This window comes from Dysgonomonas sp., assembly GCF_035323175.1.
Classification (GTDB): Bacteria; Bacteroidota; Bacteroidia; order Bacteroidales; family Dysgonomonadaceae; genus Dysgonomonas.
Genome location: NZ_DAOKYH010000004.1, coordinates 245,549 through 261,301 on the forward strand (window position 1 = coordinate 245,549; position 15,753 = coordinate 261,301).

11 protein-coding genes are annotated in these 15,753 nt (G+C 36.4%); all 11 read left to right on the forward strand.

Annotated features, from left to right (window positions below; all coding sequences use genetic code 11):
* The first annotated feature begins 2 nt into the window (after nt 1-2).
* Nucleotides 3-875 carry a glycerophosphodiester phosphodiesterase family protein gene (locus PKC55_RS07895; RefSeq protein ID WP_291127485.1) on the forward strand — a complete coding sequence of 291 codons (873 nt, stop codon included), beginning with the start codon at nt 3-5 and terminating at the stop codon, nt 873-875.
* Nucleotides 868-2,184 (forward strand): MFS transporter, encoded by a 1,317-nt coding sequence (locus tag PKC55_RS07900; RefSeq protein ID WP_308601566.1) that lies wholly within the window; start codon nt 868-870, stop codon nt 2,182-2,184. The genes PKC55_RS07895 and PKC55_RS07900 overlap by 8 nt, the downstream gene beginning before the upstream one ends.
* 183 nt (nt 2,185-2,367) lie before the next feature.
* Nucleotides 2,368-3,342, forward strand: a complete 975-nt coding sequence (locus PKC55_RS07905) for a helix-turn-helix domain-containing protein (RefSeq protein WP_291127476.1) — start codon at nt 2,368-2,370, stop codon at nt 3,340-3,342.
* Between the two features lie 222 nt (nt 3,343-3,564).
* Complete coding sequence (locus tag PKC55_RS07910; protein ID WP_291127473.1) at nt 3,565-4,524, forward strand: hypothetical protein; 960 nt, start codon at nt 3,565-3,567, stop codon at nt 4,522-4,524.
* A gap of 655 nt (nt 4,525-5,179) precedes the next feature.
* The gene (locus PKC55_RS07915; protein WP_291127469.1) at nt 5,180-6,046 is read left to right on the forward strand and encodes a helix-turn-helix transcriptional regulator; all 867 of its coding nucleotides are present in this window, start codon (nt 5,180-5,182) and stop codon (nt 6,044-6,046) included.
* Between the two features lie 208 nt (nt 6,047-6,254).
* On the forward strand, nt 6,255-6,875 hold the full coding sequence (locus PKC55_RS07920; protein ID WP_291127466.1) for a DUF3575 domain-containing protein: 621 nt from the start codon (nt 6,255-6,257) through the stop codon (nt 6,873-6,875).
* Between the two features lie 28 nt (nt 6,876-6,903).
* Entirely contained in the window at nt 6,904-8,202 is a 1,299-nt protein-coding gene (locus PKC55_RS07925; protein ID WP_291127463.1) for a DUF3868 domain-containing protein, read from the forward strand.
* 73 nt (nt 8,203-8,275) lie between these two features.
* Nucleotides 8,276-9,403: a hypothetical protein gene (locus PKC55_RS07930; protein ID WP_291127460.1), complete on the forward strand. Its 1,128-nt coding sequence runs from the start codon at nt 8,276-8,278 to the stop codon at nt 9,401-9,403.
* A 153-nt stretch (nt 9,404-9,556) separates the two neighbouring features.
* Entirely contained in the window at nt 9,557-10,504 is a 948-nt protein-coding gene (locus PKC55_RS07935) for a FimB/Mfa2 family fimbrial subunit (RefSeq protein WP_324372551.1), read from the forward strand.
* A 127-nt stretch (nt 10,505-10,631) separates the two neighbouring features.
* Entirely contained in the window at nt 10,632-13,577 is a 2,946-nt protein-coding gene (locus tag PKC55_RS07940; RefSeq protein WP_308601561.1) for a hypothetical protein, read from the forward strand.
* A 46-nt stretch (nt 13,578-13,623) separates the two neighbouring features.
* Nucleotides 13,624-15,747 (forward strand): fimbrial protein, encoded by a 2,124-nt coding sequence (locus tag PKC55_RS07945; protein WP_291127454.1) that lies wholly within the window; start codon nt 13,624-13,626, stop codon nt 15,745-15,747.
* Nucleotides 15,748-15,753: the final 6 nt, after the last annotated feature.

The window sequence follows — 15,753 nt, forward strand, 5'->3', positions numbered from 1 at the left end:
GTATGAAAAACCTAAAGAGACATATATTATTTTATGTATTGTTGGCTGTATGCAAGTCACTGTTGATGGCACAGAACACACAACCGAAGGTAATGGTGGCATCACATCGTGGCGACTGGCGGAATTATTCGGAAAATTCAATAGAGGCTATTGAGGGCTGCATCCAAATGGGAGCCGATATTGTTGAAATTGATATTGCCAGAACAAAAGACGGGCATCTGATATTGATGCACGATAAGAAGATAGACCGCACAACCAATGGAAAAGGAATGCCCGGTGATTATACTCTGGAAGAAATAACAGGATTCTATCTCAAAAACGGGTTGGGAAGGGTTTCTGAATATAAAGTACCGACATTGGAACAGGCTATGCTTACAACTAAAGATAAGATTATAGTCAATCTCGATAAGGCAGATCAATACTTCGATGATGTCTACGAAATTCTTAAAAGAACGGGGACAATTCATCAGGTTATTATTAAATCGGACAAACCATATACAGAGCTTGAAGATCAATATGGAGAAGCTTTGGGACAGATGGTATTTATGCCTGTTGTCAATTTAGATAAGGATTTATCCATAGAGGCATTAAATGCTTTGCTGGATAGGCAATACCCTTTCTATGAAATTGTTTTTGAACAGGAGGATAAGGAGTTGTTATTGCATATTAAGGAGAAGTTGCAGAATACTTCTTCTGTGATTTGGATCAATTCACTCTGGCCTTCACTTTGCGGTGGCTATAGTGATGACAGGGCAGTTATAGACCCAGATAAGAATTGGGGATACCTGATCGATGAGCTGGGAGCTCGAATACTTCAGACAGACCGCCCAATGCAAATGCTGGATTATTTGAGAAAGCGAGGTCTGCATGATTAAAAAAATAATGAAGTTCTTTTCACCTCTTCCTTCAAAAGAAAAATTGGCAGAAGATAAAAAACACCTCAAAAAGCTGCAATGGTCGGTTTTTCTTTCAGCAACTATCGGTTATGGTTTATATTATGTTTGCAGGCTTAGCCTGAGTGTGGTCAAAAAGCCGTTGGTAGATGGTGGTATTCTAACTGAAAATGAGTTAGGGATAGTAGGCTCTGCACTTTTCTTTACGTATGCAGCAGGTAAGTTTGCCAATGGCTTTATGGCAGACAGGATAAATATCAAACGGTTTATGGCTATCGGATTACTGATCTCGGCTTTAGTGAATATCACACTGGGATTTTCTCATTCCTTCTGGGCTTTTGTTATCCTTTGGGGAGTAAACGGCTGGGCACAGAGTATGGGTGCTCCGGCAAGTGTGGTCGGATTATCGAGATGGTTCACCGACAAAGAACGGGGTTCATACTATGGGTTCTGGTCTGCCAGCCACAATATCGGTGAAGCATTGACTTTTATAGCTACAGCTTTTGTGGTCAGTATTGCCGGATGGCGGTGGGGATTTGAAGCGGCGGGAATCGCCGGGCTGATAGGAGCTACAATTATCCTATTCTTTCTGCATGACAGTCCGACAAGCAAAGGCCTTACATCCGTTATGCCCGCCAAAGAAATAAACAAATCGGTAGGGGCAACACAGCTTGAAGTCCTGAAAAACCCACTTATCTGGATACTGGCACTGTCAAGTGCGTGTATGTATATCAGCCGTTATGCGATTAATAGTTGGGGGATCTTCTTTTTAGAGAATGAAAAGTCATACACTTCTGTCCAGGCCAGCAGTATTATTGCCGTATCTTCCGTCTGCGGTATAATCGGTACTGTCTTGTCAGGGGTTCTCTCCGATAAATTATTTAAAGGCAATAGAAATATTCCTGCCCTGATATTCGGTATCTGCAACACCATTGCTATCACATTGTTTGTCTTTGTTCCTAAAGGGTATTTTGCCATTGATATTTTCAGCATGATACTGTTCGGTTTATCTATCGGTGTGTTGATCTGTTATCAGGGAGGATTAATGGCGGTCGATATTGCTCCCAAGAAAGCCTCTGGAGCTGCATTGGGGGTTATAGGCATTGCCAGCTATATAGGTGCGGGTGTACAGGATATACTCAGCGGGCGTTTAATCGGTGAAAGCAAAACAATTGTAAATGGAATAGCGGCTTATGATTTTTCGTCTATCCGCTATTTCTGGATTGCAGCGGCTATAATCTCTGTATTACTATGTGCTTGTCTGTGGAGAGGACGTACAACAGCAAAATAAATAATTCACGATACATAAAAATACTGATAATAAGCTATTTATTTTGTTTTATTTTGCATTATTGAAACGATGCCGTTTTTTAAATCTTTGCTTCTGTGTGGGAAAAAATAGATTTTTATACATAATAAATACTCCGTATCTTTTATTTTTGTAGCAAATACGCTTCTAAAAAATAAATATTACATGAACAACGAGCATCCTATAGTCATAGATTTTATTAAAGTCATAAAACAGTCAATGCCGGATAATCAGCATCTTGCAACCTTTCTGATAGATATTCTTCCTATTGGTAGAGAGGCTGTTTATCGCCGGATCAGAGGTGAAATACCATTTACAATGCCCGAGATGTCTATCGTTGCAAATCGATTAAACTTATCAATCGATAATCTTATTGACAATAGGAACATAAATAAAATACCTTTCGATCTGGATTTAATCAATGATTCTTTTCCGTTAAACGGTTTTATTGAAATACTAGAAAGGCAGAAGTCTCATCTCGAAAACTTTCAAAAAGACAAAAAGATTTCTTTAAAAGCAGCGTTTAACAGTATCCCGTACTCGTTCTTATTAGAGTACGGGATGATAACCAAATTTCAGCTTTATAAATATATATATCAAATATCCCCATCACCTAATATTGGAGCTCTTTCGGACTATAAGATTTCAAATGAGATTAAAACAATGCAAAATGAATGGCTTAAAGCCATGAGAAAGTTGGACAGTTTTCAATATATTTTAAACAAAAGACTACTCATTTATGTTGCTGAAGACATTGCTCAGTTTTATAGTATGAAATTAATCTCAGCAGAAGAGAAAGAATTACTAAAAGATGAAATACTTATTTTTCTTAACGATTTAGAAGAAATGACTGTCACCGGAATCAGTAAGATTACAGGGAAACAAATAGAAATCTTCCTATCCCATATACATTTTGACACTTCTTATATTTATTATGAGAGTGAAGATATGGAAATCGCTCATTTTAGATTATTTACAATCAATGGTATTCGTTCGAATAATAATAGAATATGTGAAAAGCAAAAAAGATTGTTAGAATCACTCCTTCACAATTCAACCCGGATCACATTGAGTAATGCCTTGTTCCGGAAGCAGTTCTTTAGGGATCAACATAAGGATATAAGTAAAATCCTGAAATGAATTTTATATTTAATATTATCTGACTAAACCGAGAGATAGATCCTAAAAGCTCTCTTTTGTCTTTATACCCTCTTTGAGAAGGACTTTTTCCTTTATATCGACATTTTTTTATTAAAACGGACATAGACTATTGCTTATTCCCTGTGTTGTTCCTCTTTATTTGTCCGTCAGACCCTTATCTTTGAGATATTTTAATCGTTATTATACTTAATTTTATAGATCATGAGAAATATTTTTATAGAGGCAATAAAAGAGTCATTAGCAGGAGAAAGTAATAGCACTATTAATAGTCGGATTGCCCAGATTCTACCTTTGGGTAAGGAAGCTATTTATCGCCGATTAAACGGACATGTAAATTTCTCCTTAAGTGAAGCCATAGAAGTGTCAAAAGCTCTTAATATATCTTTAGATAATCTTTATCAGAAAACAAGCATAAGAAAAGCCTCCTTCAATATCAAGCTTATCAATGTAAATGATCCAGCTTGCAATTATTACGATAGATTGTCCGATTATGTTCATGTTTTTGAAAAAATGAAGAACTCGGATCAATCAAGACTTCGTTCTGCATATAACATAATGCCTTATTCTTTTTTTATAGACAGAGAAGTACTATCAAAATTTCATTTATATAAATGGTTATATCTGGTTGGGGCAATAAATTATAAAGTCACATTTTCAGAATATAAAATTCCTAAAGACATATTGAATATTCAGCGCCGTTTCAGGGAAGAAAACCAATGTGTAAAAGTGGCCTCATTTATATTAGCGCGTGATCTCTTCAAAAATTTTGCGGAGGATATTGCATTATTTTATGAATTGGAATTGATTCGGACAGAAGAGAAGGCTATATTAAAGCGCGATTTATTAGGGATACTTAAAACAATAGAAGACACGGCCAAAGCGGGCAAATATACAACCGGCAGAGAGGTATATATATATCTGGCAAATATACATTTTGATGCTTCTTATACGCATTTTGAAAGTGATAACTTTGAAATGGCGCATTTTAGGGTTTTCTCAATTAATGGAATAGAGTCGTCTAATCCTGCAATTTGCAATCAAACTAAAGTCTGGATCGATTCTTTACAGAACTATTCAACATTAATAACAAAAAGTGATAGTGTGCATCGCACTTTGTATTTTGAAGAACAGAGAGCTATAATAGAGCAGGTGCTGGAATAGTTATTATTTTTTATCTTCATTATATCAACAATTATATTCAATTCGATTTTAATTAATTGTATTGATATCTTCAATCTCTGATTTAACTATCGTAGAAACAAAGTCATTTATGATAGCTTTCCAAATAAATCATAATGCAATAGTTAAAAACTAATTTCTTCTTCCTTGTTTAAAACACATCGGTTTACTGAAAAATTCAGTACAAAAACACCATTTTTGCAGATTTGTTAAATAGCTTCTGCTTTTTTTCCTGTTTTTCTGCATTCCCTGGTCTCTTGTCTGTCAAATAGAAAAAAGGCCCTTCCAAGTTCCTCCATTTTTAAACTATTCCCAATTTATCTTTGTATGCAATACATCCTGATATAAATAATTGATTCAAAACAGAATATAAATATACCTATTGTGAGTTAGTGATTTCTTACTATTGTCTTTTTCATTGTTAAATGTTATTTGATGGTAAAATTTTAAACGAACATATTGACAATAAGAGAATATTCATTATCAATTTTTGTAAAATCAGCTTTATAACATGTCTGTAAAGTAGATATGTTTCGGATAATCTTGTCCAAAGAGAGGGAATTTCATATCTAGTTTGTTTCTGCGCATATAATGAATAAACCGAAAACCAAATTTTTAATCTAAAGATCAAAATGAGATGAATTTATTGTATTCAAAAGAACATGTGAGCTGTTTTAATTATAGTCATTCTACGAAACCAATTATCGAAGAACTTAATATAAGTGCGGAAGAGAAAGAATCGATTTCCATCAATACAAACGAAATTGTTTTTTTCCTTGAAGGGAAGCTACGTTTTATTTTCAAAGGATTTCCGGAATATATAGCAACTAAAGGAGAAGTAGTCTTTCTGGCCGCAGGAGGACATTTCTTTTATGAAGCGCTGAGTGACTGTATTATAGTTATATTCAGGATACATAAACCAATGAAACTTTGTACTACCTTCCCCGTTGAAAAACTGAATAATATTAAAAACATAGATCCAAAAAATCAGTACAAGCCACATACAGAGCACCTGTCTCTCTTACAAATGAATCCCCGAGTATGGTATTTAATATATGGTGTGAGAGATAGCCTGAGTGATGGACAACGATGTGTCCAATTCTTTGAGTTGAAAATACAGGAGTTTTTCTTAACGCTTCGAGCTTATTACACAAAAGAAGAAATCCATGATTTTCTGTATCTGGTATTAAGTGGTGATACTGCATTCTCCGAATATATACGGCTCAACTGGAAAAAGCACAGAACTGTAGGAGAATTAGCACGATCAATGAATATGGCAACCAAAGCCTTTACTCTTAAATTCAAGGATATTTTCAAAACTTCTCCATATAAATGGATGCTACTCGGTAGAGCTCAACATATACAGAATGAGATACTAACAAGTAATAAACCGTTCAAACAGATTGCAGCCGAAAACAACTTTGTTGCCATCTCCCAGTTTTCCCGATTTTGCAAAAAGCATCTGGGACAAAACCCCTCCGAAATACGTTGCAAAAAAATGTAACATGACCTTAATTGTTAAACTAAAAGCCCAAATTATTAACACTTGTTTTAAGAATCAGACATATTTTTGTCCCTATAAGCATTAAGAACCACAGCTTTAGTCTTATATACTCTAGAGACTTCTTTTTATAAACTTTAAGAAAAAAGATGTTGTACTTCAAGTTGACTCTTTTTATCGAAAACTAGAAATCTAAAAACGAATAATCGATATGTATAGACCAATACTATTATTGATAATAATACTACTTAATTCAGCCTTTGTAAAGATTCATTGTCAGGAATCCAACTACAAAGAATTTGGAGCAGCACCTCCTTCTTTGCCCTATCTGGCAATTAAAACCAATCTTCTTTATAACCTGACTACTACGATGAATCTGGGAGGCGAAATAAAATTGTCAGATTACCTGACATTCGACTTGTCGTTAAGTTATAATCCGTGGACGTTTTCGGACAACCGGAAGTTCAAGCATATCTCAGTCCAGCCTGAAATACGCTACTGGATTTACGAACCTTATAATGGACATTTCTTGGGAGTGCATCTGCTTTACAGCAACTTCAATGTAGGGAACATAAAGCTTCCATTAAATATACTGCCCGGCCTGAATGATTATCGCCACCGTGGTGATGCTTATGGCTTAGGGGTGTCTTATGGGTATCAATGGATTCTTTCCCCCCGGTGGAATTTTGAGGCTACTTTCGGATTTGGCTACTTGTATTTGGATTACAGCCGTTATGAATGTCATACCTGCGGTAAAAAAATAGATGAGAAAAAGGATCATTATTTTGGACCTACCAAAGCCGGAATATCATTGATCTACATTATCAAATAGAATATTAAAGAAAAAACAAATTTAATTTATGCATATAATAAAACGACTCGTTGTTCTTCATCTCTTTATTTTGACCAGCCTGGCTATATACTGTCAGGGCATTGTTGAACTTGAAGTAGGAGATATTGAAAGAGAAAACGACAGTTTGGTTATTAATTACTCGGTAAAAATAGGTAAAGGGGCTGTAGAAACGAGTCAAAAACTGGAGATCAAACCTATTCTACAAGCCGGCGATTCAGTTTTCATTCTGCCGAAAATAAATATTATAGGAAAAAATAAGAAGAAAGTCTTTTCTCGGTTTGAAAAGGCGAACATGAAAAATTATGTACCTATCGATATTAAAAGAGATACCCTTATCAACTATCTTGTAAAGATGCCCTACCAAGCATGGATGGATTCAACCTCTTTGGTATTGCTACAAGGAATAGAAGGCTATCGGGGGAAAAAGATACTGACTATATACAAACAGAAATATTCAGTCGCTACAGCTAAACAGGAGAATTGCGAAGTAATATATATTCCAAGTTTTATATCACCAGACAAACCTGAAGAACAAAAAGACGCCCAATATCTATTAAGATTTAAGCAAGGAAATGTTACTATTCTATCCGAGTACGAGAACAATTTTCAGAAATTGAATTCTTTAGAAGAGAAAGTCCGCATGATTCAAGAGAATCCTTCAATTGAGTTACAAGCTATACACATTATCGGGTACACATCTCCTGACGGAAACTTTTACAACAATGCTCGCATCGCCATACAACGGGCAGAAGCATTAAAGGATCATTTAACCAGCCTATTCAACTTACATGCAGATATATTTAGCATCTCCTCGGTTTCTCAAGACTGGGACGGTCTGATTCGAATGCTAAAAAAAGAAGAAGTACCACATAAAGGCAAATTGTTGGAACTTATTAGTACAATAGCCATAGATCAAGATTGTGATAGAAAACTGCTTGAATTATCTCGCAATAAAATGTATCACAAATCTCTTTCTGATGTATTTTCCTCACTCCGCCGGGTAGAATGCCTGATTGATTACAAACTAAATAACAACCCCGCAGATCAGAACTATTGTTTTTCAGAAGACTCTATTGCAAATAATAATGCAGCGGCAGTTATGATCAGTAGATCGAAGGTTGATGAGGCAAAAATCTTTTTGGAAAAAGCAGGGAATACATCAGCAGCTCTAAATAACCGAGGAATAATTAGTATGCTGGAGGGAGACACAGATCAGGCAGAAGCTTATTTCACAAAAGCAAGTCATCTGGGAAATAAAGATGCCGTCGAAAATTTGAAACAATTATTGACAAAACTAAAAGAATAATACTCAATAAGAATAATGAATGACTTTGAGAATACAGAAAAATAAATCTGATTATTAATTAATTTAAAGTAAGATGAAAACAAAATTTAGGTATTTGACATTTTTAGCAGTAAGCCTGTTTCTAGGCTTTACTAGTTGCTCCAACGACGATGCAACAGGCGGAGAGGAGAATAATGAACCCAAAAGCCTCTTTCTGAAAATAAGTAATGGAGATATTGCAACTTATGGTACTGGCCCAACTGTAGTAGATAACGCAGATATTGACTTTTCCGGCGGAATTATATACTTTGTGAACTCTGACGGGATGATACTAAAACATTATACTCTTACAGTAAATGCTACCAGTGAAACGAACATTAATTTTTCAGATATACAAGATGGAACAACTATAGAGAACCTTCCCGGAGGTGTGTCAAGTGTGCATGTAGTTGGTAATTATACAGGAAGTCCATCTCTTATTACTTCGGGTAATATTTCTGCAGTAACTAATAAAGTACTGACTGTGGCAAGTCAGCACGATATTGAAAACGTGAACCTATATGGAACAAACACAATTGTTTCCGTAGGACCTACAGAACCCAATAAGTACACTTGTGCAATTAATTTACGTCCTACTGTTGCACGTATCGAGCTGACTGATATTACTGCATCGGGAGTGATCACTAGTTTTAAAGTAGATGGCATTTTTATCGACAATTATTATTCTCAGGCAACTATCAATTCGACTTTAGAAATGGTAAATCTTCAAGATAACGGTACTACCTCAGGCGATTTTGTGGGCGGATCAACTGTATATCCGGCCAGCCTTACTCCGGCTATTTATGATTACTACACATCACCTTTAGAGTCAGCATCTAAGGTTGTAGCATTAGCCGATGATGATGTCTGGAGATATAGCCTGTTTGCAAGACAGGCAGGCAGTGAAATACCTCGGATCATTATCCGCTTAAGTGAAATAGAGACAACTCCGGAAAGTAACATTACTATTTCAGGCACTCGTTTTATCACGATAAGAGGATTTAAGAGTGGCAGCACTTCGCTCTCCGTAATTAAAAGCGGAGAGATTTACAATATCGGAGCCGGTGACCTCGTATTTGACGAGTCAAATTTGGCGATAACACCTAATGAAGCCAAAATAGAAGTAGAGGTTACCATTGCATTGGCTAAATGGAAAGTGGTACCTATAACACCGGAGCTGTAATAGCCCTTAAATATTCGGCGGAGAAATAGATTGTTTTCTCCTGCCGGATTTTTTCAATTTAGAACTAATAAATTCATTTTCAATGAAATTACGATACAAACAAGCCTGAAAGAAATAAAGTGAATATATAAACATATAATAGAAAAAGAACTCATGAAACTATTCTATATTAGCCTGTTGCTGTCAGCTTTGTTTTTGAGTGGATGTATCGGCGAAGACATGGATGCATGTATCGAATCTGAAACGAACAACCTGACTCTTAAGTTTTGCTATACGGACGGTGACGGTTGGGATATCTTTTCCGATAAGATAAATAAAGTAGATGTTTTTGTGTTTAACCAGACAGGCTCTTTTATTTGTGCCGAATCTGTTGATAAGACTTCGTTATCTGTTTTTGCAGGAACACAGATGAATTTATCACCTGGAACCTACCGTATCGTTTGCTGGGCTAACTCGTTTGACAATACAAAATTCAATCTCTCCGACGATAATATCGCATTCACAGATGCTTTTATTCATAACTCTTTATGGGAGGACGTGGATGCTTTATTCGTAAATGGTGATCCTTTGTACTATGGTCAGCCTATACAAGATGAATTATCTTCTTCACAAGAATTTACAGTAATTATTCCGGATAAAGGAGAGGCCACAGCTACTATTCCTTTCTGTCCGGCACATATTACCATCGAGGTGTTTGTTACAGGTCTCGAAGATTTATCTATCGGAGGCGAATTACTCGCGCCAACAATAGAACTGGCAGAGATCTTTACACATTATAACTTTGATATGCAGACTTTAGAAGCGACAATTCCTTATCGGGACATTTCTACATTTCACAGCATTGACGAACAACAAATAGCTGCGAGTTGCTTCTACACTCCTCTTTTTGATGAGGATACCTCAATAGAGATAATAATAAAAAAAACGTCAGACCAAACTACGGTTACAGCCTTTAGCCTAGCGGATTTTATGATAGAAAATAATATAAAGATAGACCCAACAGGGGAAACGGTTATCCCGATATTGATTGAATATAAACAGGCTTCTGTTGAAATTAAGCTTCCTACATGGGGCAAAAATCCGATTAAGCCGGAAATGTAAGATAAAAAAGTGTTTTAAACATACTCTTTTAGATCGCTAAATATAAAGAGTATACATAAAAGAGAAAGTCGTTTAATAAGTTATGTAGCGAATAACTTATATAATATATAATATATAAAATATACCAATGATATCGAATATGGTAATTAACAGATGGAATAATAAATTTTTGAAAATATTGGTTTTTATTTGCGTACCAATATTTATTTGTGGTTGTAAGGATGACCGCGAAGATTATAATTATTCCAAAACAGGAAAAGAAACAACTGTTAGTTTTTCGGTTCGTGTCCCCGGGGCAGAAACTCCAAAAACTTATGCTTTAGATCTATTTGATGAAAACGAAGTAAGAACAATCGAAATATTACTTTTTAATAGTATCTCGGGGGAGTACATAAAAAATCCGATATATAGTAATACAATATCGGACAACCCTGAAAATATCCGGATCAAGACCTTTACGGTAAAAGTATTGGAAGGAACCTATGATATGATTGTCCTTGCCAATTCCCGCCAAAGCCTGACAAGTATATTGAATGATATTAATGCAGGAGATTCAAAAGCATCTGTCCTGGAAAAATTGTTAGTCCATAATACCGGAAAATGGAATACAGATTCCGGTTCGAATGAATACATAGCAATTCCTATGTGGGGAGAGATTTCAGGTATTACCGTCACTTCGGCTATGCCATCAAATATTCTGCTCACATTGCTTCGCATGGTTTCAAAAATAGATGTAACACTCGCAACTGATGATGCCAAGAACAAATTCGAATTGAAAAGTGTACGTCTCTACAATTACAACAATAAAGGCTATATTGCTCCTCTCGATAGCAATTGGGATGGAGATGATTATACCGTTGTGGCTCCATCTATACCTGCCTCAGCTATAAAACCCGAAAATCCGGGACAAAGCCCTCTTCTGTACGATGGTTCAACTATTAATAGTGGAGTTTCTTGTACTAGTGAGATTTATACTTTTGAGGCACCGGCAGGAAGCTCGTCTAATCTGCATAGTAACACTTGTCTGGTAATTGGTGGAATCTACGAAAATGACAGCAATGAAACCTATTACAGGATCGATTTTACAAATAGCTCCGAAGCCACTGTTACTTACCTTCCATTACTTCGAAACCATTGTTATAAAGTAAATATAACCGCTTTGGCCGGAGCCGGATACACAAGTCCTGAAGAAGCGTTCAAATATCCGACTTTCAATATTGAATCGGAGATTATCAGTTGGAATGAATCCAAAATAACAGATATTGTTTACGACGGACAGTATATGCTTGGCGTATCACAGCGGGAGTATATCTTCTCTCGTGAAGAAAGAGCTATCTACAGTGATGATAATGCATTATCGATAACGACCGATTATCCTGAAGGATGGAAAATTGAAAAAATAATTGATGAAGAGGGTAAAACAATAAGTGATTGGTTAGACTTGAGTATACGAAATGGAGATGCAGGTACGACAACCGATGTTAGTATTATTTTGAAAGAAAATGAACAGTCTGATCCTCGTAAAGGGTTTATCCACTTGGTTGCCGGACGCCTGAGAACCGCTGTTGAAATCACACAAGACATAGAAACAGGAAAAAATTTGATTATAAAGGATGTTTTAGGCCTGTCGGTAAATGAACCCTTTTTCTCTAGTCCTGTTGGCGTTCAGCCGGAAGCACAACAATTTACCCTAAAATGGCTACCTACAACATCAGATGTTTCAGTTAGCATAGAGAATATAGGTGATGAGGGTTTCGACTTCGATGATTCTTCAGACAAACCCGGCATAAGTTTTACTACGATCTCTGACCCTACTGGTGAAGGTACATATACATTGAATATAAAGCCTCGGGCATTTACCAATGAAGAAGTAGCGGCAAAACCTTTCCTTGATAAGATTTCAAAAATCAATTTTACGCTGTATAATGGTAAGGGCTATGCCTCCCGAAATATTTATCTACACCACATTCATTATAATGTAGTGGTAGAAACAAAAGACTATTATATGCTTAATGGCAGTAGATATTCGCTACGAGTTAAAAGTAACACAGGCTGGAGGATTAAGTCTGTGACAGAGGAGCTTGATTCGGGAGCAATTGGAGCTTTACTTAACCTGGGCTATTCTGATAATCTTCGCGCCGGTGAACTTGGGGGAAATAATACTGAATTAGGAGACCTACTTAGTTTTACTGTAGCCAATACAAATACTTCAGGAGGAAAAGTAAAGATTGTTTTTGAAAGCTTAGAAGCTAATTTTGATGACATCTCGATAGAGTTAAATCTAGCAAGCGGATATTACCCGGCGATGCACTTAGGTTGGGCAGGAAGTAATATTTATTATGATCAGGAAAAAGGACATCTCACTTTTAAGGATGTAAATACCACTACCCATCAAAACTATCAGGGGCTTTATTTCAAATGGGGCAGCCTGTATGGTATTTCGCCTGTTGAATCTCTCTATTCTATGCAGACACCTCTTTATGGACCCGGAGGAGAAACTTTCAGAGCATCTTGGTTTGATATAGAACATATAAGAGATAATGAGCAGATTCAAAGCTTTCCACCTTCAGGAAAGACTCTCCGTGACCGCGCATACCTTTATGAAGTAACTGACGAAGTCACAGGACGTGGTGATATTTGTAAATATTTGACTGATAAAGGATGGGCTCCTCCGGGACGAAAATGGCGTATGCCTACTTCTACGGAGTTCGAACCGTTAGCAAGTTATTCCAATACAGGGCCAAACTATGATTTGAGGTCTGATAAAGAGGATGGAAGTTTTATTATCACTCATGGATGGAACAAATCGGATACTGGCTCACCCTTTTTCCCTGCGAGTGCAAATAGAAATCATAATTATCTTTATACAGAGTCACTTATAGTTGAAGTTGAGCCTGGGCAATTGGTTAATGGTGGAAAAGAAATAATGGGTGGAGCATATTGGGCTTCATCTACAGAGGAAATATACTCATTTGGGTTATGGTTTAACTTAGCGGGAGCATTTCCGGACACTCGAATGAATAGCAGGGAAAACGCCTTCACCATCCGTTGTGTAGTTGATAGCTGGGATTAATTATTGTTTATATGAATTTTACAAAAATAGAATAATGTATCAGGAAATGAAGATAGAAAAGACTCTAATGCTAAAATGGATTACTCTTAGCTTATTATTTATTTTTCTTTCTTGTAAGGATGAAAATGAAGGATACGATTCTTATAAAGGGATAAAGCGTGGTATGATTAGTTTCTCTATTCGTACACCAAGCGATAGCCCCCCCCGACAAGATGAAGTAAATGAGCCTAACGAAAATGAGATCAAAACAATAGAGATATTGCTCTTTGATACTCATGGCTATACTAAAGAACCTATTTACTGCAATGAGATAACGGAAAATGAATTCAATAATAGTATAAAAACGTTCTCTGTTAAAATACCGGAAGGCACGTATGATATAGTAATTCTAGCGAACTCGAGAGCAGCACTTACCTCTATTCTTGATGATATTCAAGAGGGAAACTCTAAAGAATCAGTTTTAGAAAGACTGATAGTGACTAATAATACAAAGTGGAATACAGATGCATCTTCGGGTACCTATATGCCAATCCCTTTGTGGGGAGAAAAGACTTCTGTAACAATCGCTAGTGAAACATCCCACTCAGTTCCTATAAACCTTGTCCGCATGATGTCGAAAATAGACGTAGCTCTGACTACAGAGATTGCTAAGAATAATTTTAAATTGAAAAGCATACGCCTCTACAATTATAATAATAAAGGAAGGATAACTCCCGCATCAGATAATTGGAATGGAGAAAGTGTTATTGCACCAAGTATTCCCAATGGAGCAGAGAAACCCGAAAATCCGGAACAAAATCCACTCGTATACGATAATCAGGCAATTACAATAGAAGATATTGCTTGTTTGAACGAAATATATGCATTTGAAGCCTCTGCCGGAAGTTCTTCCGCGTTACAAGAAAATACATGTCTGGTCATCGGAGGTATTTATAAAGATGACAATAGCCCGACTTATTATCGCATCGACTTTGCTCAGACAACTTCAACCAGTATTACTTATCTGGCTCTACTTCGAAACCATCACTATAAAGTAGATATTAACGAAATCAGTGGTTCGGGGCTAACTACTCCCGAAGAGGCATTCAAAGCACTTCCCGTTAATATAAAAGCAGAAGTACTTGATTGGGAAGAAGTTCATATGTCGGATGTTGTAACAGACGGTCAATATTTGTTGACTGTTTCTCAGGGAAAATTCCTTTTTTCAAAAGAATCCCGTACCACCACCAGTGAAGATAATACTCTGTCAATTACATCAGACTATCCGACAGGTTGGAGCATTGACAAAGTTGTAGGCACTGCCAATACAAATATAACATGGTTGAAAACAAACAAGACCAATGGAGCTACCGGCGAGACGACAGAAGTATCACTAATTCTAGATGAAAATACAACAGGTTATACCCGATCCGGATTTATCCATCTGAATGCCGGACGTCTGACATATGTTGTAGAAGTAGTTCAAAATACCCAATGGGCAATCAGTCTAGTTATAAAAGATGCAGAGGGACAAAATGAAATTGAGGAATTAATTTTCGGGATTTCTAAATCAGCCCCTCCTTTTCCAAAGCAATTTATAGTCCAATGGGAACCCGTCGACGCACTCATTTCCATAACAAGAGAGACATTTGATGGGAAAGCTCATTTCGAATTTGCTCCGTCCTCCGAAAAACCGGGACTGGATATGGCTACAATAAGCAATTCTTTAGGCATAAAAACGCTGAATATTGTTCCAACAAAAATAACATCAGAAGAACTTGCTGAAGATCCTTTTAAAGAAAAACTTACCAAAGTGAATTTCACCGTTAATAAGGGAGGATTCTGGATAACAAAAAGCCTCTTTCTTCGCCACTATATTTACAATCTGCTTGTAGATCATGCTTCTGTTTATACATATAACCTCACAGGAAAACACAATATCTATATCCGAAGTAATTGTGATTGGATAATAACAAACATAAATGACCCAAAGGGTTTTCTGGATATAAAAACAACTGACAACCTAAGAGTTAACACAATCGGAAGTTATAATGTTACAACAGGCAAAAAACTTACTTTTAATATTAAACAATATAATACACAGAATGGATTTGTCTCCATTACGTTTAGCTCCTTTAATGGAGAATTCGAAGACAGAATTATCACTTTTGAAGTGAATCCTCTTTTCTGAGGAAGT